At 60.9% G+C, this 21,331-nt stretch carries 23 protein-coding genes and 1 riboswitch; of the genes, 17 read left to right on the top strand and 6 right to left on the bottom strand.

The features are described from left to right. Positions 1 to 38 precede the first annotated feature (38 nt). From AC1DWZ_RS14970 to AC1DWZ_RS14960, 3 genes are read left to right on the top strand one after another with little or no spacing between them, the layout of a single operon-like run. Positions 39 to 1,058: a DUF1513 domain-containing protein gene (locus tag AC1DWZ_RS14970; RefSeq protein ID WP_477169717.1), complete on the top strand. Its 1,020-nt coding sequence runs from the start codon at positions 39 to 41 to the stop codon at positions 1,056 to 1,058. Between the two features lie 6 nt (positions 1,059 to 1,064). Beyond that, positions 1,065 to 1,583, top strand: coding sequence for a GNAT family N-acetyltransferase (locus tag AC1DWZ_RS14965; protein ID WP_477169716.1), 519 nt, complete (start codon positions 1,065 to 1,067; stop codon positions 1,581 to 1,583). Positions 1,584 to 1,629: 46 nt separating this feature from the next. Next, the gene (locus tag AC1DWZ_RS14960) at positions 1,630 to 2,085 is read left to right on the top strand and encodes a hypothetical protein (RefSeq protein WP_477169715.1); all 456 of its coding nucleotides are present in this window, start codon (positions 1,630 to 1,632) and stop codon (positions 2,083 to 2,085) included. On the opposite strand, the gene AC1DWZ_RS14955 is transcribed toward AC1DWZ_RS14960, so the two are convergent. Continuing rightward, a complete protein-coding gene (locus tag AC1DWZ_RS14955; RefSeq protein ID WP_477169714.1) occupies positions 2,082 to 2,390 on the bottom strand; it encodes a hypothetical protein in 309 nt (102 codons plus the stop codon). The genes AC1DWZ_RS14960 and AC1DWZ_RS14955 overlap by 4 nt on opposite strands. Positions 2,391 to 2,460: 70 nt before the next feature. Next, a complete protein-coding gene (locus tag AC1DWZ_RS14950) occupies positions 2,461 to 3,198 on the bottom strand; it encodes a GntR family transcriptional regulator (RefSeq protein ID WP_477169713.1) in 738 nt (245 codons plus the stop codon). 184 nt (positions 3,199 to 3,382) lie between these two features. Here AC1DWZ_RS14950 and AC1DWZ_RS14945 point away from each other — a divergent pair, with 184 nt between their 5' ends. From AC1DWZ_RS14945 to AC1DWZ_RS14905, 9 genes are all read left to right on the top strand, one after another. Further along, on the top strand, positions 3,383 to 3,841 hold the full coding sequence (locus tag AC1DWZ_RS14945) for a PAS domain-containing protein (protein WP_477169712.1): 459 nt from the start codon (positions 3,383 to 3,385) through the stop codon (positions 3,839 to 3,841). A 218-nt stretch (positions 3,842 to 4,059) separates the two neighbouring features. Further along, a complete protein-coding gene (locus AC1DWZ_RS14940; protein WP_477169711.1) occupies positions 4,060 to 4,434 on the top strand; it encodes a hypothetical protein in 375 nt (124 codons plus the stop codon). A 155-nt stretch (positions 4,435 to 4,589) separates the two neighbouring features. Then, on the top strand, positions 4,590 to 4,970 hold the full coding sequence (locus tag AC1DWZ_RS14935; protein ID WP_477169710.1) for a hypothetical protein: 381 nt from the start codon (positions 4,590 to 4,592) through the stop codon (positions 4,968 to 4,970). Between the two features lie 167 nt (positions 4,971 to 5,137). After that, complete coding sequence (gene ppa, locus AC1DWZ_RS14930; RefSeq protein ID WP_477169709.1) at positions 5,138 to 5,677, top strand: inorganic diphosphatase; 540 nt, start codon at positions 5,138 to 5,140, stop codon at positions 5,675 to 5,677. Positions 5,678 to 6,188: 511 nt separating this feature from the next. Beyond that, a complete protein-coding gene (locus tag AC1DWZ_RS14925; RefSeq protein WP_477169708.1) occupies positions 6,189 to 6,953 on the top strand; it encodes an SDR family NAD(P)-dependent oxidoreductase in 765 nt (254 codons plus the stop codon). An 11-nt stretch (positions 6,954 to 6,964) separates the two neighbouring features. Then, entirely contained in the window at positions 6,965 to 8,164 is a 1,200-nt protein-coding gene (locus AC1DWZ_RS14920; protein WP_477169707.1) for an acyl-CoA dehydrogenase family protein, read from the top strand. 5 nt (positions 8,165 to 8,169) lie between these two features. Then, positions 8,170 to 9,234 (top strand): phosphotransferase family protein, encoded by a 1,065-nt coding sequence (locus AC1DWZ_RS14915; RefSeq protein ID WP_477169791.1) that lies wholly within the window; start codon positions 8,170 to 8,172, stop codon positions 9,232 to 9,234. After that, entirely contained in the window at positions 9,231 to 9,632 is a 402-nt protein-coding gene (locus tag AC1DWZ_RS14910; RefSeq protein WP_477169706.1) for a DUF6285 domain-containing protein, read from the top strand. The genes AC1DWZ_RS14915 and AC1DWZ_RS14910 overlap by 4 nt, the downstream gene beginning before the upstream one ends. A 191-nt stretch (positions 9,633 to 9,823) precedes the next feature. Further along, positions 9,824 to 10,438, top strand: a complete 615-nt coding sequence (locus AC1DWZ_RS14905; RefSeq protein ID WP_477169705.1) for an HD-GYP domain-containing protein — start codon at positions 9,824 to 9,826, stop codon at positions 10,436 to 10,438. Positions 10,439 to 10,760: 322 nt separating this feature from the next. Here AC1DWZ_RS14905 and AC1DWZ_RS14900 read toward each other — a convergent pair whose 3' ends face one another. Then, entirely contained in the window at positions 10,761 to 11,054 is a 294-nt protein-coding gene (locus AC1DWZ_RS14900; RefSeq protein WP_477169704.1) for a YciI family protein, read from the bottom strand. Between the two features lie 50 nt (positions 11,055 to 11,104). Continuing rightward, positions 11,105 to 11,689 carry a manganese efflux pump MntP gene (locus tag AC1DWZ_RS14895; RefSeq protein WP_477169703.1) on the bottom strand — a complete coding sequence of 195 codons (585 nt, stop codon included), beginning with the start codon at positions 11,687 to 11,689 and terminating at the stop codon, positions 11,105 to 11,107. 90 nt (positions 11,690 to 11,779) lie between these two features. Next, positions 11,780 to 11,922: riboswitch (yybP-ykoY riboswitch) on the bottom strand. Positions 11,923 to 12,143: 221 nt separating this feature from the next. On the opposite strand from AC1DWZ_RS14895, the gene AC1DWZ_RS14890 reads away from it, so the two are divergent. Then, positions 12,144 to 13,055, top strand: a complete 912-nt coding sequence (locus AC1DWZ_RS14890; protein ID WP_477169702.1) for a sugar ABC transporter substrate-binding protein — start codon at positions 12,144 to 12,146, stop codon at positions 13,053 to 13,055. Between the two features lie 7 nt (positions 13,056 to 13,062). Here AC1DWZ_RS14890 and AC1DWZ_RS14885 read toward each other — a convergent pair whose 3' ends face one another. Then, the gene (locus AC1DWZ_RS14885) at positions 13,063 to 14,793 is read right to left on the bottom strand and encodes an EAL domain-containing protein (protein WP_477169701.1); all 1,731 of its coding nucleotides are present in this window, start codon (positions 14,791 to 14,793) and stop codon (positions 13,063 to 13,065) included. A gap of 229 nt (positions 14,794 to 15,022) precedes the next feature. Here AC1DWZ_RS14885 and AC1DWZ_RS14880 point away from each other — a divergent pair, with 229 nt between their 5' ends. Then, a complete protein-coding gene (locus AC1DWZ_RS14880; protein ID WP_477169700.1) occupies positions 15,023 to 15,832 on the top strand; it encodes a transporter substrate-binding domain-containing protein in 810 nt (269 codons plus the stop codon). Between the two features lie 29 nt (positions 15,833 to 15,861). After that, entirely contained in the window at positions 15,862 to 16,737 is an 876-nt protein-coding gene (locus tag AC1DWZ_RS14875; protein ID WP_477169699.1) for an amino acid ABC transporter permease, read from the top strand. Positions 16,738 to 16,740: 3 nt separating this feature from the next. Here the strand turns inward: AC1DWZ_RS14875 and AC1DWZ_RS14870 are convergent, their stop codons facing one another. Continuing rightward, positions 16,741 to 17,814 carry a thermonuclease family protein gene (locus AC1DWZ_RS14870; protein ID WP_477169698.1) on the bottom strand — a complete coding sequence of 358 codons (1,074 nt, stop codon included), beginning with the start codon at positions 17,812 to 17,814 and terminating at the stop codon, positions 16,741 to 16,743. 156 nt (positions 17,815 to 17,970) lie between these two features. Between AC1DWZ_RS14870 and AC1DWZ_RS14865 the strand changes: the two genes are divergently transcribed. Continuing rightward, entirely contained in the window at positions 17,971 to 19,626 is a 1,656-nt protein-coding gene (locus AC1DWZ_RS14865) for a phytoene desaturase family protein (protein ID WP_477169697.1), read from the top strand. A gap of 1 nt (position 19,627) precedes the next feature. Then, positions 19,628 to 21,238, top strand: coding sequence for a phytoene desaturase family protein (locus tag AC1DWZ_RS14860; protein WP_477169696.1), 1,611 nt, complete (start codon positions 19,628 to 19,630; stop codon positions 21,236 to 21,238). Positions 21,239 to 21,331 lie beyond the last annotated feature (93 nt).

The following is a 21,331-nucleotide window of genomic DNA, read 5'->3' as shown; positions in this document are numbered from 1 at the left end:
TGAGGCGTCGGGTAGGCGGGCGCGATTTTCTCGAAGTGATGCCGGCGCATCTTATGGCCTGCGGCGACAATGCGGGTGGCAAGAATGGCTTTGCCGCCATGGCTTTCGATGATGCCGGTGAGCAGCTTTGGCGGCGCGACCTTAATTACCGGGCGCATGATGTCATTGCTGATCCAGCCTGCCGAATCTGTGCCATCGTTGGGCGCAAACCGGGACCAAGGGTGATGCTGTGCGATCTTGCCAACGGCACCGTCTTACGCAGCATCGATCCCTTGCCGGGCTGCACCTTCGATGGCCACGCGATCTTCTCTGCCGACGGCAGCAGGCTCTACACCACGCAGAGCGAGGGCAGGGCGCAGCTCGGTCATATCGCGATTTACAACATCGCCGACGGCACACTCAGCGCGCGTTTCTCGAGCCATGGCATTGAGCCTCATGAACTTCTCTGGTCGGCGGACGGCCGGACACTGATTGTCGGCAATGGCGGCATCATTGACCGCAATGCGACGGATCCCATTCATTCCAGCCTCGTCTGGCTCGATGCGTTGACTGGCGCCTGCCAAGCCATGATCGTGCTGGAGGAGGATCTGGAGACGCTCTCGCTGCGCCATCTGGCGCGCCTTGACGATGGCCGCATCGTCTGTGGCGTTCAGGACCAGGACCCCGCCACCGATCTCCGACCATTGGTGATGGTCACGGATGAAGCAGGTGCGCTGCAATTCCTCGACATGCCCCCCGACATTCATCGCCGCATGGCCGGTTATGTCGGCAGTGTCGCCATCGATCGCAGCGGCCTCTTCATCTGCGCCACCTCGCCGCGCGGCGGGCTGGCGGCATTCTGGGCCGCAGACGACGGCCGCTATCTCGGCTCCGTCGATCTGCCCGATACCTGCGGCGTTGCTGGCCACGCTGACGCAGGCCAGTTCCTGCTGACATCAGGTTACGGTGCACGTCTCACTGTCCAGGTGGATGCGGCAGCGGGCGTGCTGACTGGCTCAAAGACGCATTGCAGCGATCCGCTGCAATGGGACAATCATCTGTCGTCGACGCGCAGCTAAGCGGCCATGCAGATTCTCGAGACCGAACGACTTGTCCTCCGGCGCCTGCAGCCGGACGATCTCGACAGTCTGTTCGCGCTCTATCGCGATCCGGACATCAGGCGCTATTTCCCGGAAGGCACGCTCAGCTATGAAGAGACGCGCCGGGAGCTTGACTGGTTTGTCGGTGGCGGCGATCCCGATCATCCGGCGCTTGGCCTCTGGGCGACGATCCACAAAGAGAGCCGGGCCTTCATCGGCCGCTGCGGTCTCATTCCCTGGACTATCGATGGCACGCTTGAGGTCGAGATCGCCTATCTGCTGGCCAAATCCTATTGGCGGCTGGGATTGGGTCGCGAAATCGCCCAGGCACTGGTCCGTTACGGCTTCGAAAAACTGCATTTGTCGCGCCTCATCGCCCTTATCGATCCTGACAACGAAGCGTCCCGTCGTACGGCGATGGCCGCCGGGCTGCGCCACGAACGTGATCTCGTGCTCGACGGGACAAATTGCAGCCTTTACGCCATCTCACGAACTGACTGCTGACACGCAGTTGTCAGCAGCTATTCTTTAATTTCTGTCGGGGTGAAACATGCCGACGGAGAGTGCGATGCTGGGGACGAGCTTTGAAACGACATCGGCGCGGATGGAGCCGCTCTATCTGGTGACGGTGCAGGCGCCGGCCGAAGATGTCGATCGCATCATGGAACGTGTGGCCGAAATCGTCCCGTTGGCCATGGGCAAGTATGACAATAATGCCTATCAATCCGCGGCGGGCATCGAACGCTACCGGCCGCTCGAAGGTGCTGCGGCCGGGGCTGAAGCAGGCATCCGGAAGCGGCCCGGCGTTGTGACGGTCAGTTTTCAGATTGCGCGCGATCAAGCGCTGCTGGCGGAGATTGTCGAAGCCATCTTCCAGGTCCACAGCTATCAGGAACCATCGATCACGGTGGAGGAGCTGCTGGCGTCCCGCTCGAAGGGCCTCGACGATTCCAAGAATCCCCATCGTTGGTGGAACACCAGCGGCGATTGGAAGAAGCAGGCCTAGGGTCGGCTCTTACGCCGCATCAGATGCCAAAGGGCTTGGGCCGCCAGCGTGAGCGGCACAACGACAAATGAGAACCAGCCAGCGAACTCGGCGGCCCACAGCCAACGGGCGTGCCAGTCGATGAATTCCGGCAGGCCATTATCGTCGTAATAGGGATCGATGCAGAGTGCGGCCAGCGCCAGTCCATATGAGAGAACCATTCCGACAAAGACAGGTGCCAGGGTGGGGAAAGGCCTGCCTGTCTTCCGGGCGACGGCCCAGCCGATTGCCGTGACGAGCAAAGCCAGCAGATAAAGAGACGACATCAGCACGGTATTGCCGCCGAAAAGTTTTGTATGCTCTCAGGCATCAGGCTTGTCGCTGCCAAGATGTGTCCTATGCGCCGCCCACACCGTCGCGGAACGCCGACATCCTGGCCAGCATCATGGTGATGTGGTTGCGGCGGATATAGCCGACAGCTTCGAAGTCGCTGATCTCCAGCGCACGCAGGGTCTCCTCGACTTCGTGCTGGAAATGCGTGACCTCGATCCGGATATCCGCCTGTTCCATCCAACCGAACCAGAAGCGATCGGTCTGGTGATAAAGGATCTCGATGAAGTCGCGCAGCATGCGCGATCCGATGACGTCGTTGACGATGTTGTGGAACCGCTCGCACAGTTCGGAAAAGGCGGTGAGCGAGGGTGCGCCGCGCCGTGCGAGCAAGGCCTTTACCTGCACCAGCAATGCCTTCAAATCCTCAAGCCCCGCCTCGGCAAGCGGCTTGGGCGATGTATGTCCGATCATCGCTGCCAACTGGCAACGCAGATAATAGGCCTGGTCGATTTCCTGCCGGTCGAGATCGGTCACGGTGACGCCGACGCCGTTCTTGATGCTGACCAGGCCATCGGCGGCCAACCGCTGCAGGGCTTGGCGCACCGGTGTGCGGCTCAGACCGAATTCCGCGGCAAGATCGGATTCGCTGAGGCGCATGCCCGGCGGATAAGTCCGCGTCGCGATACGCTGGCGCAACTGGTCGAAGATCTGGGCCGGCGAAACGCCGACCCGCGATGCTGCCAGCGGGCTGACTTTGCGGTTCCTGGCGGTCTTGCTGGCTTGTGCGGCAGATTTCGGCATAACGGCCCATGGACTCGTGTTTACGCGATCCATTCTCTCTATAGGGAAGGCGGCGCGTGTCAATAAGCAGCTGTATATAGGCAGGGCGATTTGCCGCAATGCGGGAGAAGCGTTTGCTCCGGACTGGATTTGCGCGCGCAAAGGCGCCCATACTGGCATCTTCTCGGGGGTGGGTCGGGTCACAATGGACGAACATATCGCCAGCATCCTTGCTGCGGCCGAACATCCAATCCTCAGGCGCATCATCGCGCTCTGGGATGCAAAGCGTGCTGGCCGGCCCTTGCCGTCGCGGGGCGATTTTGATCCGGCCGAAATGAAGTTCGCCCTGGGGGACCTCAGTCTCTACGACGTCGAGGATGCGCCGCGGCGTTTCTGGTGCCGGCTCGATGGGACAAGGCAGGTGGAACTGTTCGGCGTCGATTGTACCGGCCGCTATCTCGACGAATGCTTCCCTGCGGATTATTACGCTTTGGCCCACGCCAGCTTCAGCAGCGCGGTCGATGGTGGGCAGCCGGGCTATTATCAGCGCAAAGTCCCCTATGCCGGCCGCATCATTCGCTATGAGGCTGCGATGCTGCCTCTGTCGTCGGATGGCCGGAAGATCGACAAGTTGATGGTTGCCCTCACGCCGCACTGGGACTGAAGGTCCCGACATGCGATGGAAATCCAACGGGAATCCCACTGAAACTACCCGCTGAACCCCGCACAAACCCGCGCAAAACTGTGCGCGGCATCACGCCCTCTCTGTGTCCCCGGTCACTGCGGAAAATCCAAAGATCCCCTAATTCTTGAAGCAACGGGGCCGGTCACGATGACCTGGTGACCCAAAGCTGAAAACTTGGTTGGGAAAGGGATCAGATCATGAAACGCCTTCTTTTGGCTGCCGCCCTGACACTGCTGTCGTCGAGCGCCTTTGCGCAGACCTATCAGCCTTATCAGCAGGTCGGTGCCAACACCTATAACCAGGACCTGGCCGAGTGCCAGGCCTATGCCAATCAGGTAAGCCCGGTCCAGGATGCGGCCGTGGGCGCGCTCGGTGGTGCTGCCGGCGGCGCTGCCCTGGGCGCGCTCTCAGGCGCCCTGTTCAAGGGTGTCAGCGTCGGTGAAGGTGCGGCGGTCGGTGCCGCCGCCGGTGGTGTCTTGGGCCTTGCGGGCGGCGCCTATACCGGTACCCAGAACCAGAAACAGGTGCTCAACAACTGTATGCGTGGCCGTGGCTACAGCACCTACTATTAGGTTCCAAAACCTCGATTTGCCGGTTCCGGTCACTTAAATTTGAGTGTTCGAGGGGGCAGGGAACCGATCTATAATACGTGTGAATTTACGGCTATCTGGCGCAGGGTCCAAAACGGACCTGGCGCCGGGACGAGAAGCAAGAAAGGAACTAAAAAATGAAGCGGATTGTGGCGGCGATTTTGACGGCATCGATGCTGGCGGCGTGTTCCAGCTACAGCCAGCCAATGGTCGATACCAAGGGGGTCGATTCATCGCGCTACTCCCAGGACAATTACGAGTGCGAGCAGTACGCCAACCAGGTCAGCCCGGTCGGCGATGCCGCCGTGGGGGCGCTGGGTGGTGCTGCCGCGGGTGCGGCCTTGGGCGCCATCACCGGCGCGCTGGTGGGTGGTGTCAGCGCCGGGACCGGTGCCGCGGTGGGTGCCGCTGGCGGCGGCGCGCTCGGCCTTGGCGGTGGTGCGGTCACAGGTGTCCAGAATCAGCGCGAAGTCTATCGCCGCTGCATGGCCGGCCGTGGCTATAACGTCCTGAACTAAAACTCTATTCTTTCGGAAAACCCCGCTTCCGGGATGCCGGCGGCGGGGTTTTTTCGTGACTATTGTCGCACAGCGCGCTTTTTTCTTGCGAAGCGGGGCATCTGGTCTTTATTTGCAGTGCAGCAAAGTCGCGCCAAGTGGCGCGCCGCAGCGTGAAAGAGACCATCATGGATATCAGCAAGATCAAGATCGGCGAGAACCCGCCCTACGACCTCAATGCCATCATCGAAATTCCGCTCGGCGGCACGCCGGTGAAGTACGAACTCGACAAGGAATCCGGGGCGATGTTCGTCGACCGCTTCCTCTATACGGCGATGTTCTACCCGGGCAATTACGGCTTCATCCCGCACACTTTGGGCGGCGATGGTGACCCCCTGGATATCATCGTCCTCGGCCCCACCCCAGTCGTGCCGGGCGCCGTTGTGCGCTCACGCCCCGTGGGCTGCCTGATGATGGAAGACGAGGCCGGCGGCGACGAGAAGATCATCGCCGTCCCGGTCGACAAGCTGCATCCCTTCTACTCCAACGTCAGCTCCTACCGCGATCTGCCGGAAGTGCTGCGTGAGCAGGTTCGCCATTTCTTCAGCCATTACAAGGATCTGGAGAAGGGCAAGTGGGTCAAGTTCTCGCGCTGGGCGGAAACCGAAGAGGCCGTCCAGATCATTCGCAAGGCGATTGAAGACGGTAAGACGGTGAATCACAAATAAAGCGCAATAAACGAAACAAATATTGCGCAATACGCGCATGTTTATTGCGTATGCCTTGACTTGAAGACGTCGATATGCCATATGAAGGGGAAGCGCTTCTGGAATCTTCCAGCGCCGCATCCCCTTCGCAGGAGAACGGGGACAGCTGGCTTCGCGGAAGGTAATCCCGCCAACTTGAAGCAGGAGGGTGATTAAGAACCATGACTCCACCGGCGATAAGTTCCTACAATCTGATACTGACAGCAGATTGAGCACTCAGCTCTTAACCTGAGATCCAGGGATTCCGAGGGGTTCGTCATGAACCTTAGGGTCGGCCAGCGAGGCAGGGGTTCTCCCTAATCCCGGCGCGGCCCAGCTAGATCCCTGCGACAAACCCAAAGAACGAGACCCGCCGGGCCAAGGCCGCGGCGGGTCTCTGTATTTTGAGGTGCAGTCTTCCGCTCTCGCCCTTTCACATCCGCCATCCATCCAGGCATAGTGCCTGCCAGAAAAAGAACAGTCAGGGGCAGCGATGGCGGATTTCGATCTTTCGCGGCAGGTGGCATTGATCACGGGGGCATCCGGCGATCTCGGGCGCCATTTTGCCGGAATTCTGGCTGCCGCCGGTGCCGCCGTGGTGCTGATGGCCCGGCGCGGTGATCTTGTCAGCCAGGAGGCCGAGCGCCTGCGGGGCCTTGGGCACCGCGCCGCCGCTGTTACCGGCGACATCACCTTGGGCAAAGGGATCAACGCCGCCTTTGCCGCCGCCGAAAGCGATGTCGGGCCGGTGACACTCCTCGTCAACAATGCCGGCATCTCGCTCACCACGCCGTCGCTCGACCTTGCCGACAGTGACTGGGATGCGGTGATCGATACCAACCTCAAGGGCGCCTGGCTCGCCAGTCGCGAGGCGGCACAGCGCTGGGTCACCGCAAAACGGCCCGGCAACATCATCAACATCGCCTCGATCCTCGGGCAGCGCGTCGCCAGCCAGAGCCTTCCTTACGCCGTTTCCAAAGCCGGTCTCATCCAGATGACCAAGGCGCTGTCGCTCGAATGGGCGCGCCACAATATCCGCGTCAATGCGCTGGCCCCCGGTTACATCCGCACGGCCCTCAACGACGAATTCTTCAGCACGGAAGCGGGGGCAGCACTCATCAAACGCGTTCCGCAGCGGCGCTTGGGGATACCACAGGATCTCGACGGGCCGCTGCTGCTGCTGGCGTCCGAAGCCTCGTCCTACATGACCGGCACCGTGCTCACGGTCGATGGTGGCCATCTCAATTCCAGTCTCTAGGGGACACGATCATGGATTTTTCGATCACCAAGCGTGCGGAAAACTATGTCCGCCAGATCGACGATTTTCTCGACGAGCATGTCATTCCGCTGGAGAAGGACCGCGCCAATTTCGATGCCGGTGAGAACATCCGCGAGGATCTGCTGCAGCAGCTCCATGCCAAGGCGCTGGCAGCCGGCCTGTGGAATTTCCAGCTGCCGGAGAGCCTCGGCGGCAAGGGCCTGAAATTCACCGAACTGGTACCGATCTACGAAGCCGCCGGCCGCTCGATCTTCGGCCCGGTCTGTTTCAACATCGCCGCTCCCGACGATGGCAACATCCATCTGCTCTCGCGCGTCGCCACGCCGGCGCAGCAGGAACGCTGGCTGATGCCGATCGTCCATGGCGAGGTGCGCTCTTCCATCGTCATGACCGAGCCGGCGCCAGGCTCCGGCTCCGATCCGGCCGGCATGATGCGCACCACCGCCGAGAAGGTCGGCGACAAATGGATCATCCGCGGCCACAAATGGTTCATCACGGGCGGCGAGGCGGCGGAGCATTTCATCCTGCTGGCCCGCACCTCCGACGATCCGCGCCGCGGCCTCACCGCCTTTCTCTTCGATAAATCCGCACCCGGCTGGCATATCAAGCGCCGCATTCCGATCATGGGGCCGGAAGAACATGGCGGCCATTGCGAGCTCATCTTCGACGGTCTGGAAATTCCTGACGAGGACCGCCTGATGGAGGTGGGCGAGGGGATGAAGGCGGTGCAGATCCGCCTCGGCATCGCGCGCCTCACGCATTGCATGCGCTGGCTTGGCCTCTCCAAACGCTCGCTTGAGATTGCCGGCCGCCATGTACAGAAGCGCGAAGCCTTCGGCACCAAGCTCATGGACCATGAAGGTGTGCAATGGATGCTGGGTGAGGCGGCGCTGCAGGTGCAGATGGGCCGCCTGCTCACCTTCCATGCCGCCTATCAGCTCGATCTTGGCCGCCGCGCGCGCAAGGAAGTCTCGATGGCGAAGATCGCCGTCGCCGATTGCCTGCACAAGGCGGTCGACACCGCCATCCAGTTGCTCGGCGCCAAGGGCTATTCGCAGGACACGATCCTGGAATGGATCTACCGCTATGCCCGCCAGGCACGGCTGGTGGACGGCGCCTCTGAAGTGCATAAGATGGTGCTGGCACAACATCTGGGCCTTGAGGGGCGTGATTTCTGGAAGTGGGGTTGACACGCGTGCTTGCCAACAAGATTGCCACCCTCGAAGCCTTTGTCCAGCAACAGGCAAAGGCTGCCAAGGTCACCGCAAAACTGATCGGCCGCCTCGGTGGCGGCGCCATCCAGGAAAACTGGGCGCTCGACCTCGACATCGATGGTGTCCTGCATGAAACGGTCCTGCGCGCCGATGCACCGAGCGGCATCGCCGAAAGCTGGGGCAAGGCACAGGAGTTCGCGCTGCTGAAGGTGGCGCACGCGGCCGGTGTCAAGGCACCGCAGCCGCTGTGGCTGGAATCGAGCGGGCAGGTGATCGGCCAGCCCTTCCACATCACCAGCCGCCTTAAGGGTTCCGCCGATCCAAGGAAGCTGGTACGCGCACTTGAGGAAGAGGCGGGCGATGCGCTGGCGCATGAACTCGGTGCTGAACTGGCGAAGCTCCACAAGGTGATTCCAGCCTATGCGCCCAAGGATCTCGCCTTCCTGCCCGCTGCGTCGACCGATCTCCTCGCATCGCGTATCGCCCGTTTCCGTGGCCAGCTCGACCAATTGCCCGAAGCGCAGCCGGTGCTGGAATGGGCCATCAACCGGCTCGAAGACGAAGCACCGGCATACCAGCGCGGGCTTGAGACAGTGACCTTCTGCCACCGGGATTTCCGCACCGGCAATTATCTCGTCGCCGATGAGAAGCTCAGCGGCATTCTCGATTTCGAGTTTGCCGGTTGGTCGGATCCTTACGAAGACCTTGGATGGTTCTGTGCACGCTGCTGGCGTTTCGGCATGGCGGGCGCAGAAGCTGGCGGTATCGGCAGCCGCGCCGCGTTCTATGCCGGCTATGAAGCCGGCAGCGGTCACGCGGTCGACGACGCGCAGGTCCGCTTCTGGGAACAGATGGCGGCGGTGCGCTGGTCGATCATGGCGCTCGAGCAGGCCGAACGGCATCTCTCCGGCCGAGAGCGTTCGCTGGAACTGGCGCTCACCGGTCTCGTCGCCCTGGAGACCGAATATGATCTGCTGATCGATCTGCGCCTGCCTGGATTCAAGCCGGCGCCCAAGAAGAAGCATGGCGAAGGAGACGCTTCATGAAGAAACGCCCTGGTGCCACAGCCCTGCTCGACGCAGCGCTGGCCACCTTGCAGGAAGATCTCCTGCCGACCCTGAACGGGCGCCAGAAATTCCTGGGCGCCATGATCGCGCGGGCGATCTCGGTGGCAAAGCAGGACATCGCCGGCGCTGCCGGTTCCGCCCAGGTCGAACGCAACAGCCTGGCGCGTCTCTATGGCCGGGCGGACGATGACGATCTCCCCACCTTGCGCAAACAACTCGCCGCCGACATCCGTGCGCGCAAGTTCCAGCCCGGCACACCGGCCGAAACCAAGCTTATCGATCATCTCGTCGAAACCACGGCGGAAGAACTGCGGACCAGCAACACCAAGTACCTCGCGCAACGCCAGCGCGGGCGCGGGGCTGAATCGGCAGTGTAGCTGACGCTTGTCCAGGCTGGTGTGATCGCGCCACAAAAGCCCTGCCGGCAGCCAGTTTGACGCACGGCTCAGCCAACAATCTCCCCGAATCTAAGTAATGTCGACGCGATATTTACGGGTGCTTAACTACTTAGGGATGTAGACTGTCTCCTGGATCTGGGACATCCGACTTGGGGGTTCATTCCGCGGCGATGAATGATCTTCAGCTTCCGACAACAATCGCATGCCTCACAAGAGCGGAGGCGCGCCGTGATTTCGGCACAAACTCACATGCCCGGCGCGTGGCCGCCATTGTCGAGCGGCTGGCACTGCAGATCGGCGTATCGGTCGGCGAAAGCCGAAAAATCTCCCACGCGGCCATCTTGCACGACATCGGAAAAATGTCTGTGCCAATCGATCTGCTGCAGAAATCAACATCTCTCTCGGTCGAAGAATTCGCGCTGATCAAGACGCATTCCCAGTCAGGGCATGACATTCTGGCTGCCACCGGCAATGCGATGATGAATCTGGCAGCGACCATCGCCCTTCACCATCACGAACGATATGACGGATCAGGCTATCCCTTTGGCCTGGTGGGGGACGCAATCCCGCTGCCGGCCCAAATCCTCTCCATCTGCGACACCTACGACGCGCTGCGGCAAGACCGCCCCTATCGCCGCGGCATGACCCATGACACAGCGGTCCATGTCATCGTCAATGGCGATAACCGCACCATGCCCGCACATTTCGCGCCCCGCGTCTGGCAAGGATTCCAGGCGATCAGTGAATTTGCCGGACATGTCTTTGACGGTGCCGCGAACGCGTAACGCACGCAACGGGTGTTGCGCCAGATAGTTCGCATGGATCCGCAGGCCGCAATCGGCCTGCGGATCCATGCGTGTGATCAGTCACAACGCCCGGAGCGTGTCAGGTGGCAAGTCAACACCTGGACCAATGCGGCAATGACGCGGCGGGAGGCATAGGAGACGTGGGGTTGGATCCCCCTCTCCCTAACCCTCCCCCACGTTGGGGGGAGGGGACTAGAACGAGTGTAATCTCGATGCCCGCAACAATCTCGATGGGATTCCCTCCCCCCAACGTGGGGGAGGGCTAGGGAGAGGGGGTCTTTCTGCCAATGCACCGATGTAGCTACAACACCACGGGCCGATCGAACGCCTTGCCCCACGCCAATATGCGATAGCGTCGGCAGGCCGGCACGAAATAGGGATCGCTCTCCACCAGCGCCACGACATCATCGCGGCCTGCGGCCTCAACCACCCAAAGGCCGCCGACATAGGGTTCGCCCGGCAGGTCACGCAGGCCGCCGGCAATCTTGATCTTGTCGCCATGCTTTTCGAGATAGCGCAGATGATCCGGCTCACGGGCCTTGCGCACCTCCAGCATGGCCGGCATGTCGTCGAAGATAACCACCCACCGTGTCATGAAGCACTCCCCAACTATGCGACCCGGCCACCGATCCGGCAGACGGCACCCTATCCAAACGCCCCATGGTCGACCAGCACCTTCACGCCGATCGCGACCAATCCGATGCCGCCGGCAAATTCCGCCCAGCGGCCAAGCAATGGACCCGCGGCGCGGCCGATGAGCACACCGCCAAAGGCCATGGAAAAGGTGACGGCGCCGATAAGGGCGATGGTCATCGGGATATGCACGTCCATAAAGCCCAGCGTGATGCCGACGGCGGTCGCATCGACGCTGGTGGCCAGTGCCGTGGCGATGAGGGCAAGAGCGCTATGGCGACTGGGCTTCGGGGTGTCGTCGTCAGTGCTGCCAGCCCAGGCGAGATAGGACATGCGGCTACCAACCACCAGCAACAGCGCAAAGGCGATCCAATGATCGACTGCCTCGACATAGCGGCCAACGCTCCAGCCCAGAGCCAGACTGCCCAAGGCCAGCCCGACCAGGGGCGTCGCCAGTTCGAAGGCGCCGAAATAGGCGCCGATGCGTGCGGCTTCGCGTAAGTTCGGCCGGTGGAGGCTGGCACCTTTGCCAAGCGACGCGGCGAAGGCATCGGCGGAGAGCGAGAAGGCGAGGGCTAAGGAAGTGGCGATCGGCATGTGGCGGTTTCCGGGGCCAGGTGTTGAGATCAGCGGACACATGCCGATCCCCCTGGCCTGCAGAGACGGCGTGTGCCACTGGTCTCGCCTGGATCCGATCCGCCGACATCCAAGATGGATATCGAAATCTGGCGGGCCGGAACTGCGCATACCATGAGAACTTTCGCGCTCAAGTATGTTGATATGCGCCCTGCTTGAAAGAATGCAGGCAGCTACTCCCCAATGCGTGCGTTGGACTTAGGCCCACGTCGCGACCTTGTCAAGCCGATGCGCTCATTGGGTGATGAGTGCCGGCGGACGGTATACCTAACAGGGAACATCGATCCGGTGAATGCGCTGCTTCTCACGCCTGCGCCGCCAGCCTATACTTTGTCATTGCAAGGCCGGCAGCGGGGTCGACGGGATGCGGCTGTTCTCACGGGGCAGATTTCTTTCGCTTTTGACGATACTCGTGATGCTTTGTGGATTCCTGTGCGGACCCAGTCTCGCCGACGGCACGCGCGTGGTTTTCGTGACCCACGGACAATCGTCCGATCCCTATTGGACGATTATCAAGAACGGTATGAACGAGGCGGCGACAAAGCTCGGTGTCACGGTCGAATATCATGCCCCGGCCACTTTCAGCACGGCTGAGATGCAGAACATGATTGCCGCCGCCGTGGCAACGCGACCGGATGGTCTGGTGGTCAGCATGCCGGATGAGAAGGCATTGTCACCCGCGGTGAAAGCGGCGACCGCGGCCGGTATTCCCGTCATCATCATCGATTCCGGTGGGCCGACTTTGGCCAAGAATCTCGGTGCCCTGTTCTTCATGGGACAGGTGGAATTTGGTGCGGGTATCGAAGCCGGCCGGCGTGCGCATGACCTCGATATCAAACATCCGGTCTGTATCGATCATGAAGTCGGCAATGTCAGTCTGGAAGCCCGCTGCCATGGATTCAGCAGTGGCTTAGGTTTCAAGGTGCCGGTCCTGGAAACGACGCTCGATCCGGAGGTTACCAGAAAGCGGCTCAAAGACTATCTGGCACAGCATCCGGAAACAGATTTCATCCTGACCCAGGGAACGGTCGCGGCCGAGACGACACTCGACACGATTGCCGCCATGCCGGGCGACGCACGGCCTTTGCTTGGCACCTTCGACATGTCACCCAAGGTGCTGGACGCGGTGGCCGATGGCCGCATACTCTGGGCCATTGATGCTCAGCCCTATCTGATGGGCTACATACCGGTCGTGACGTTCGATCTGCTCAAGCAGAACAAGCTCAAGCCAGTGCGGCAGGACTATATGTATCCAACCGGGCCCAGTTTCGTCGAACGTGAAGATGCCCTTGCCATGAAGGCGCTGGCCCAGGCCGGCATTCGCTAGCGCGCGATCAGCCCCATTGATCCTTGGCGCCCTGGCGCTTGCCGTGGCGCGCACCATTGCCATTAAAGACGGGAATCTCCGCTGCCGGACGGCCATAGAGCCAGCCTTGGCCCAGATCGACACCGAGTTCCAACAGGCATTTATGCTGGTCTTCCTTCTCAACCATCTCCGCCACCGTCTTGATATTGAGGCAGCGGCAGGTGGTAAGCACGCCCTGCACAATGGCGCGCTCGCGTAAGGAGTCTGTGATGGTTCGAATATAGGCGCCATCGATCTTGACGAAATCGACCAGCAATTGCTGCAGATAGGGCAGGGACGAGGCGCCGGCGCCGAAATCGTCGAGGCAGACGGAATGACCGGCGCTACGCAGCCAATCGACGGCGAGTGCTGCCTTGGGCAGATTCTCAAGCTTCGCCGATTCCGTGATCTCGACGATGAGCTGCCTGCGACTCTTGCCCATGGCGCCTGCCAGTTGCTCGAACATCGCCAGAAAAGTGTCATTCAACAATGAGCGTGCCGACATGTTCACGGCCAGCCGCAATTCCTGCCCTTTCTTTTCCGCGGCGAGAATGCGGGTGATGGCGCCTTGCGTGACGGCGAGGTCCAATTCGTGGACGATGTTGATCTCTTCGGCGAACAGGACATCTGCAAACGGCGAGCGCCCGTCTTCAAAACGCAGCAACACCTCGTAATGATGCGGTGCCCGATCTTGCATGTGGATGATCGGCTGGAAATGAAGATTGATGCGATGCTCGTGAATGAGGTCGCGCATCGCGACCACCCGGCTCAAGACCTCCGCCGTCATCCGCTTCAAATACTGGTCGGCGGAAGCGGCATCGAAGTTCTTGACGCCGTCGGCGCTGAATTTCCCGACGACATAGGACAGGATGCTCTCGACATCCTGGTCCGCCAAAGAATTGCTGTTGAACGAAATGGTACGGCCACTGGCATTGATCATGTCCCGGTCGACATCGAAATTGTCGCCGACGCGATTGATGGCCTCGACAATGGTGCCGGTATCGGTGTCTTCGGTATGGGTGACGCCGAATTTGCCGTCGCCCAATTTGGCGGCCGATTCAGGGTCGATCGCATGCAGTTTCAGCTCGGCGCCGATTTCCGCCAACAGGGCCTCGGCGCGTTCAGGGCCCATGACGCGGTTGAGCTCTTCGGTCTCGCAGATTTCCAGCAGCGTGAGGCAGGCCGATTTACCGGACTTGCGTGCCTCCTGCACCGCATGGGTGGCGGCATAGGTGAACTCGACCGCTTCAGCAAGTCCCGTCACCCGGTCACGCCGCCGCGCGCCGCTATGCGGCACGGCGTTGTAGGCGGCATTGGACAGGGTCATGAAAAAATGCGGCTGGTCCTTCTTCAGCGAACGGTTGATGCAGGTGGACACGATGAGCCGCTTCTCCGACACATCGCCATTCGTGGAACCGCTGCCTGCCGCAGGAGACGTGCGGTCAAGCAGGACCAGATTGAGATCGCGGCGCCGTTGTCCGGGGCCAAGATTGCGCAATGCCGCTTTCAGCAGTACGCCGTCAGCTGGCGTTAGGATGGTGGTGAGGGGCTTGCCGGTGAGATCGGCATTCTCGGTACCCAGAATCGACTTGATGGCGCCGCCAGCCCACAGGACCTTGCTGCTCTCATCCAGTTCGAGGAGGACGTCCGCATTGGAGAAGGCGAATCCGACAAAACGGTCGCGTTCTGCTCGCAGGCGATCGGCAGTCGAGGCGGCCATACAGGTCCTTGCTATGGGCAGGAGTTCGTCGGTAAGTCCTCAAAAGTCCGACTAATTTCGACCATTAAGCTTAATAAATGGTCAATTGTTACGCATAGATGTGGGCCGAGTTTTTCTTTTGGAGCCACGAAATCCGCCAAAATCCAGGGTCGAACCCCTGCTGTTTCCCTTGGCAGCCTTCTTCCGGCGCGCTATCCATGGTCCGAACAAGCCCACAGGGAGACTTCAAATGCGCAAGATACTGAACGGCCTCGCCGCCGCAATCATGGCGGTTGCCCTCGCTTTGCCGATTTTCGCGAGCCCCGCCCAAGCGGACGGCACCAAGTCGCTCCTCGACCAGATTCTCGAGCGCGGCACCCTGCGGGTTGGCACCACCGGCGACTACCCGCCTTATTCGGAATTGGACCAGACCAGCAGCACTTATAAGGGCTATGAAATCGACGCGGCCACGCAATTGGCCACCGATCTCGGCGTGAAGGTCGAATTCGTGCCGACCAGCTGGGAAACCCTCGCTGCCGGCATCCAGGCTGGCAAGTACGATGTTGCTGCCTCGGGCATCACCATGACGCTTGACCGCCTGAAGAGCATCGGCTTCTCCGACGCCTATCTCGACGCCCCGCTGGTGCCGCTCGTCCTGACCAAGGACGGCGCCAAATTCGCCAGCTGGCGCGACCTCGACAAGGCCGGCATCCGCATCGCCGTCCAAAGCGGCACGTCGGCCGAAGGCTCCGCCAAGGCGAATTTCAAAAACGCCGAAATCGTGCCCATCGTTGCCCCAGCCCTCGACTATCAGGAATTGTTGTCGGGCAAGGTGGACGCCGCCATCACCGACACGATCTTCATCCAGAAGGCGCTGGCACAATATAACGACAAGCTGGTGGCGGTCGACCCGACCCATGCCATCGAAGGCCAGCCGATCGCCATGATGACCGTGCGCGACGACCCCACCTGGCAGCGCTGGCTGAACACCTGGGTCGCCTTGAAGAAGCAGTCCGGCTTCTTCGACCTGCTGTTCGCCAAGTGGATCGCAGGCAGCTGATCACAGATCGTCATGCTCATTCTATCGTCATGGTCCGCGAAGGCGGACCATCCACGAGTTTCTATCCGTATAAAAGGGAAGTCGTGGGTGGTCTGCCTTCGCCGACCATGACGCTTTATACTCCAACTATGCGCCGCATATTTCGACCAATCATTCTTCTCACACCGCTGTTCGTCACTGGCTGCGGTGACTGGACGCCGCTCATTCCCGGCACGCCGGCCGGTGACAAGAATTTCTGGATCCTGACGGCCGGGCTTCGGTACACGTTGCTGATTTCGATCTATTCCATTGTGCTCGGCTCGATCATCGGTCTCGTCGGCGCCTTGCTGGCGCGCAGTCGCTTTGTTTCGTTGCGGCGAGTGGTTTGGCTGTACGTCGAGCTGTTTCGCATGGTGCCGCTTTTCGTGCTGTTGTTGTGGATTTATTACGCACTGCCCATTGCTATCGGCGAGTTGCCCGATGCCATGCATAATCTACCGGGCCTAGAAACGCTTCGGCGCATGGAGCCATTCACGGCTGGCGTGATAGGGCTTTCGCTCTTGTCCGGGGCGTTCATGGTTGAACTGTTTCGGGCGGGCATTGAAAGCGTGGGGCGCCCGCAAATCGACGCCGGTTTCGCCTTCGGTATGTCGCGTTCGTTGGTGATGCGCCGAATTATTCTTCCTCAGGCGATAAGGCGCATGTTGCCCCCAGTGACGAACCAGTTCATCTCAACGACCAAAGATTCATCTTTGGCGGGCTTTCTGGGCGTGGCTGAGTTCACCAAGCGAGCGATGCTCTTGCAGACCCAGATCTTGCATCCCCTGGAGATCTACACATTCCTCGCGATGGAATACATCACCATCTGTGCTCTCTTGACTTGGCTCGCCCGATATCTCGAGCGGCGCTATCCCCAGCACAACTGATCGCTAGTCGAGCAGCTTTTCCGCCCGGGCCATCGGCTCGTCGGCAGCCTGGATCAAGGCTTCCAGGAATGCCCGCAGCTGTTCGCAGCGCAAGGCCGAGGCTTGCAGCAGAATGCGGCTCACCACCTTGTGCCTTGTATGGAACTGCACCAGATCGACCGACACTTCGCGCGGCAATGTGCTGAGCCGGTTGGCATTGGCCTCGAACACGGTGGCTGGCGGCAAGGCAAGGCCTGAGAGCTGCGCCGTCGGGATCGGCAGATCCTGAATGAGGTTCGCCGTTGAGTCGAACGCCGCCTGCGCGGCGGCCCGGATCGCCAGCACTTCGCCCAGCAGCAACGCCAGCAGCGCCTGCATGTCCGTCTCCAGGCGATCTTCGGCGGCACGTTTGCGGCCATGTGCCACGAAAAGGGCGATGATGCCAGCCAAGCCCAGGAAGATCAGTGCCGGCGCCTGGATCAGCCAACCCCGCAGCAGATCCTTATCCATCCCGGTTTCCGGTGGCGGGGGCGTTTGCTCCACTGCGATCTCATCTGGCTCCGGTGCCTTCGCCCAGATCCCGAGATTGCGGCCGCGCGCTTCGGTTTCGGCGGCGTCGTAGCGTGCTGCACGCTCGCGTGCCTTGGCATCCGGGTTGGTCGATTGGCGATAGACCGCCGCCATGCCGCCTGCCAGCATCGCCTCGGCCACATCGTCCTCGCCGACATGGCAGACACCAGAAAGATGCTGCGTGTCACCCCCACGGTCAAGCACATCGCAGGTGAGGCGCTGCCCGTCGATCAATGCCTGCAGCGCCACCCGTGCTTCCGGCCCCAACGGCACGGTCATCAACGGGGCTGCAATGCCATCAAGCCGGAAGATCACGTCACCAATGGCGATCTCATCCCCGTCAATCGCTTGCCCATTACCTTCCAGAGCCGGCGGTGCCAGGGCTTCAAGGGGTGCCACCTCGACCTCACCGACCGGCACGGCAGGTGGGGGTGGTTGGGTGGGGTTCTTCTGCTTCGCCAGCGCGGGGTCCGCAGCCAGGGTGAGGCAGAGCAGGGCGGTGGTCGCCATCCAGATCTTAATCTTCATTGAAATTCCTAGTCTTTTTGGGCGTCCCTCGGGGTCTAGGTAAAGGTGCCCGCCGGTGAGGTCAATGCCGGATCCCGAATCTTGCTGGACAGGCGATTTGAAACTGAATAAGCATTCAGTAATTGAACGGTCATTCAGTTTCAGGGGCGGGATTCCATGGCGACCAAATACGACGCGATTGTGATCGGCGGCGGGCATAACGGCCTCGTCACCGCCGCCTATCTCGCCAAGGGCGGCGAGAAGGAGGGGAAGAACAAGCTGAAGGTCCTGGTCCTCGAGCGCTATCACAAGGTTGGTGGTGCGGCGATGTCGGAGGAGATCTATCCGGGCTTCACCTATTCGACCTGTTCCTATGTCTGCTCGCTCTTGCGACCGGAGATTTTCCGGTTCCTCGATTTGCCGCGCCATGGGTTGCAGGTCATTCCCTACGAGATCAACTCGTCGCCCAATCATGAGGGCGAGGGGATCGTCACTTATTCGGACCATGACCGCACACGTGAATCGCTGCGGCGGCATTCGATCAAGGATGCGGAAGCATACGACCATTACGCGGCTGAAATCAGCCGGCAATGCCGTTTCATCAAGCCGCTCCTGATGGTGACACCGCCCGATCCCACACGGTTGAATCCGTTCGCGCAGAACAAGATCAATCCCTGGGGCAAGCGCAACGATTTGGAAGGCTTGCTGAAGATCGGCCGCGAGTTCGGGCGCATGGGTGAGAAGCAGATGTACGAGATCATCCGCTTCTGGACCATGTCGATCGGTGATTTCCTGGATGAGTATTTCGAGCACCCGAAATGGAAGGGCTTCTCGGCGGCTTCGTCGATCATCGGGACGGCGCTTGGGCCCTATTCGCCCGGCACCGCCTATGTGCTGCTGCATCATTATATGGGCGAGGTCGACGGGCAGATCGGCGCCTGGGGCTTTGCGCGCGGCGGCATGGGCTCGGTCTCGAAGGCCATCGCCTCGGCCGCCACGGAAGCCGGTGTCGAGATCCGTACCAATGCGGAAGTGGCCAAGGTGATCATCCGTGGTGGCAAGGCGGTTGGCGTCACATTGGCCAATGGCGAGGAGATCTATGCGCGCACTGTGGTCAGCAATGCCGATCCGAAGCGCACCTACCTCAAGCTTATCGACAAGTCCGATCTCGATGCCATCGACCCGGATATCCATACCTACGCCAACAATTTCAAGATCCGTGGTTCGTCCGGAAAATTGAACATCGCACTCGATGGATTGCCGAAATTCGCCGGGCTGCCGAAAGAATCGGCCTGGGGCACGATCGATATCGGCGGGGATTTTGACTACATCGAACGGGCCTATGATGATTATAAATACGGTTCCTGGTCGAAACGACCGTTCCTCGATATCGTCATCCCAACCACGGTCGATCCCACGATGGCCCCGCCGGGCAAGCATTTCATGTCGGTGTTCGTGCAGTACGTGCCCTATAAACTGGGCCAGCAGCCCTGGACGCCGGAGATGAAGTCGGCGTTCGAGAAGGATGTTCTGGACACGATCGAGATGAACGCGCCGGGTTTCCGCGATCTCATCCTGCACTGCCAGACACGCACACCCTGGGACATCGAGAATGAGGTGGGCTTGACCGAAGGCAACATCTTCCAAGGTGAGCTCACGCTCGATCAGATGCTGTTCAACCGGCCGTTCCCAGGCCTTGGCCAATATCGCGGGCCGTTCGACAATTTCTACATGTGCGGATCGGGCACCCATCCCGGTGGTGGTGTGATGGGTGCACCGGGTGCCAATGCGGCCCGCGAAATGCTGCGCGATTTCAAGCATGGGGTGGTGTGAGATGGCTGCACAGAACTACGACGTTATTGTCATTGGTGCAGGACACAATGGTCTGGTGACCGCTGCCTATCTCGCCAAGGCGGGACAGAAGGTACTGGTGCTGGAAGCCGGCGAGCAGCCAGGTGGCGCCGCGCAGACGCGCGAATTCGCCAAGGGCTATCGCACCTCGGCTGTCGCCCATATCCTCCATGCGCTGCATCCCAAGGTGATCGCGGATCTGGGGTTGGAAGGGCACGGTCTCAAGGCGACGCAGCATCGCATCGGGACGTCGGCGATGCTGCCGGGCGGTGCACGCCTGGATATCACGGATGACAAGGCCGCAACGCAAGCATCCATCGCTCGTTTTTCACAGGCCGATGCCTTGGCCTATCATCCGCGCATGGAGCGACTGCTGAAGCTTGCGGGTGCCCTCGGCAGTTTCCTGCTGAAGACACCACCCAGTCCGTCGCCCGCTGCCAATGATTTCCAGACCAAGCTGGCGCTCGGCATGTTCGCGGTGCAGCTGCGCCTGATGGGCAAAAAGGACATGTTGGAAATGTCCCGCATCCTCACCATCAACGTAGCCGATCTCGCCAACGATTTCTTCGAAAGCGATATCATCAAAGGGCTGCTTGGCTTCGAGGCGACGCTCGGCGTCTATCTGGGGCCACGCTCGCCGAATACGGTGTTCAACCTGCTCTATCGCCTGGCTTCGCTGAACACAAAGCACGGGCAGGGCGGGTTATTCCTGCCACAAGGTGGCATGGGCGCCGTGATCGATGCCCTGGTGAAAGCAGCGAAGGTGGCCGGCGCCACCATTCGCACCCAGGCACCGGTCGATCATATCCTCATTGAGAAGGAAGTGGCCGTCGGCGTGGTGCTGGCGGGCGGCGAGGAAATCCGTGCGCCGATCGTGGCATCGAGTGCCGACCCGCAGCGCACGCTGCTACACCTCGTGCAGCCCGGCAATCTCGATACCGAATTCCTGCGCCGCATGCGGCATCTCAGGATGAACGGCTGTGTCGCCAAGGTGCATCTGGCCCTGGATGGCTTGCCGGAAGTGCTGAGACAAGCGCAGGGCCGCATGGTCTTCGCACCCTCGACCAATTATGTCGAACATGCCTTCGATTGTGCGAAGTATGGCCGGGTCGCGGATAATCCAGCCCTGGAGATCGTCATTCCGACCTTGAGCGATCCGAGCCTGGCGCCGTCGGGCAAACACGTGGCGTCGATCCTCTGCCAATACGCACCCTACAAACTCCGCGAGGCAACGCAGGATGAGGCGCGGGCACAGGTGCTGGAGCGCACCTTGAATGTGCTGGAGCAAGTGGCACCAGGTGTTCGCGCTCAGGTCACGGCGTCGGAAGTGCTGACGCCGCACGATCTCGAAACCAAGTTCAACCTCTCCGGCGGTCAGTGGCATCAGGGTGAGGTGACGCTGGACCAAGTGTTCTTCCTACGGCCAGCCGCCTCGTTCCAGCAATACAAGATGCCGCTGCCGGGCCTGTGGCTGTGCGGGGCCGGCGCGCATCCGGGTGGCAATGTCTCCGGCGCGGCGGGCGCCAATGCGGCGCGGGAGATCTTGAAGGATATCCGGCTCGGCCGGAAGGGGAGCAGTGGTCATGCGGCTTGAATTGATGGTGCGTCATTTCGATGTGGCTGAGCGCATGCTACCCCCCTCTCTAACTCTCCCCCTCAAGGGGGGAGAGGACTGGAACAAGCCTCT

The sequence above is a fragment of the Dongia sp. P2_B8 genome (genome assembly GCF_056404715.1).
The sequence above is the reverse complement of the archived record's forward strand: the minus strand, read 5'-3'. Positions and strand labels throughout refer to the sequence as shown.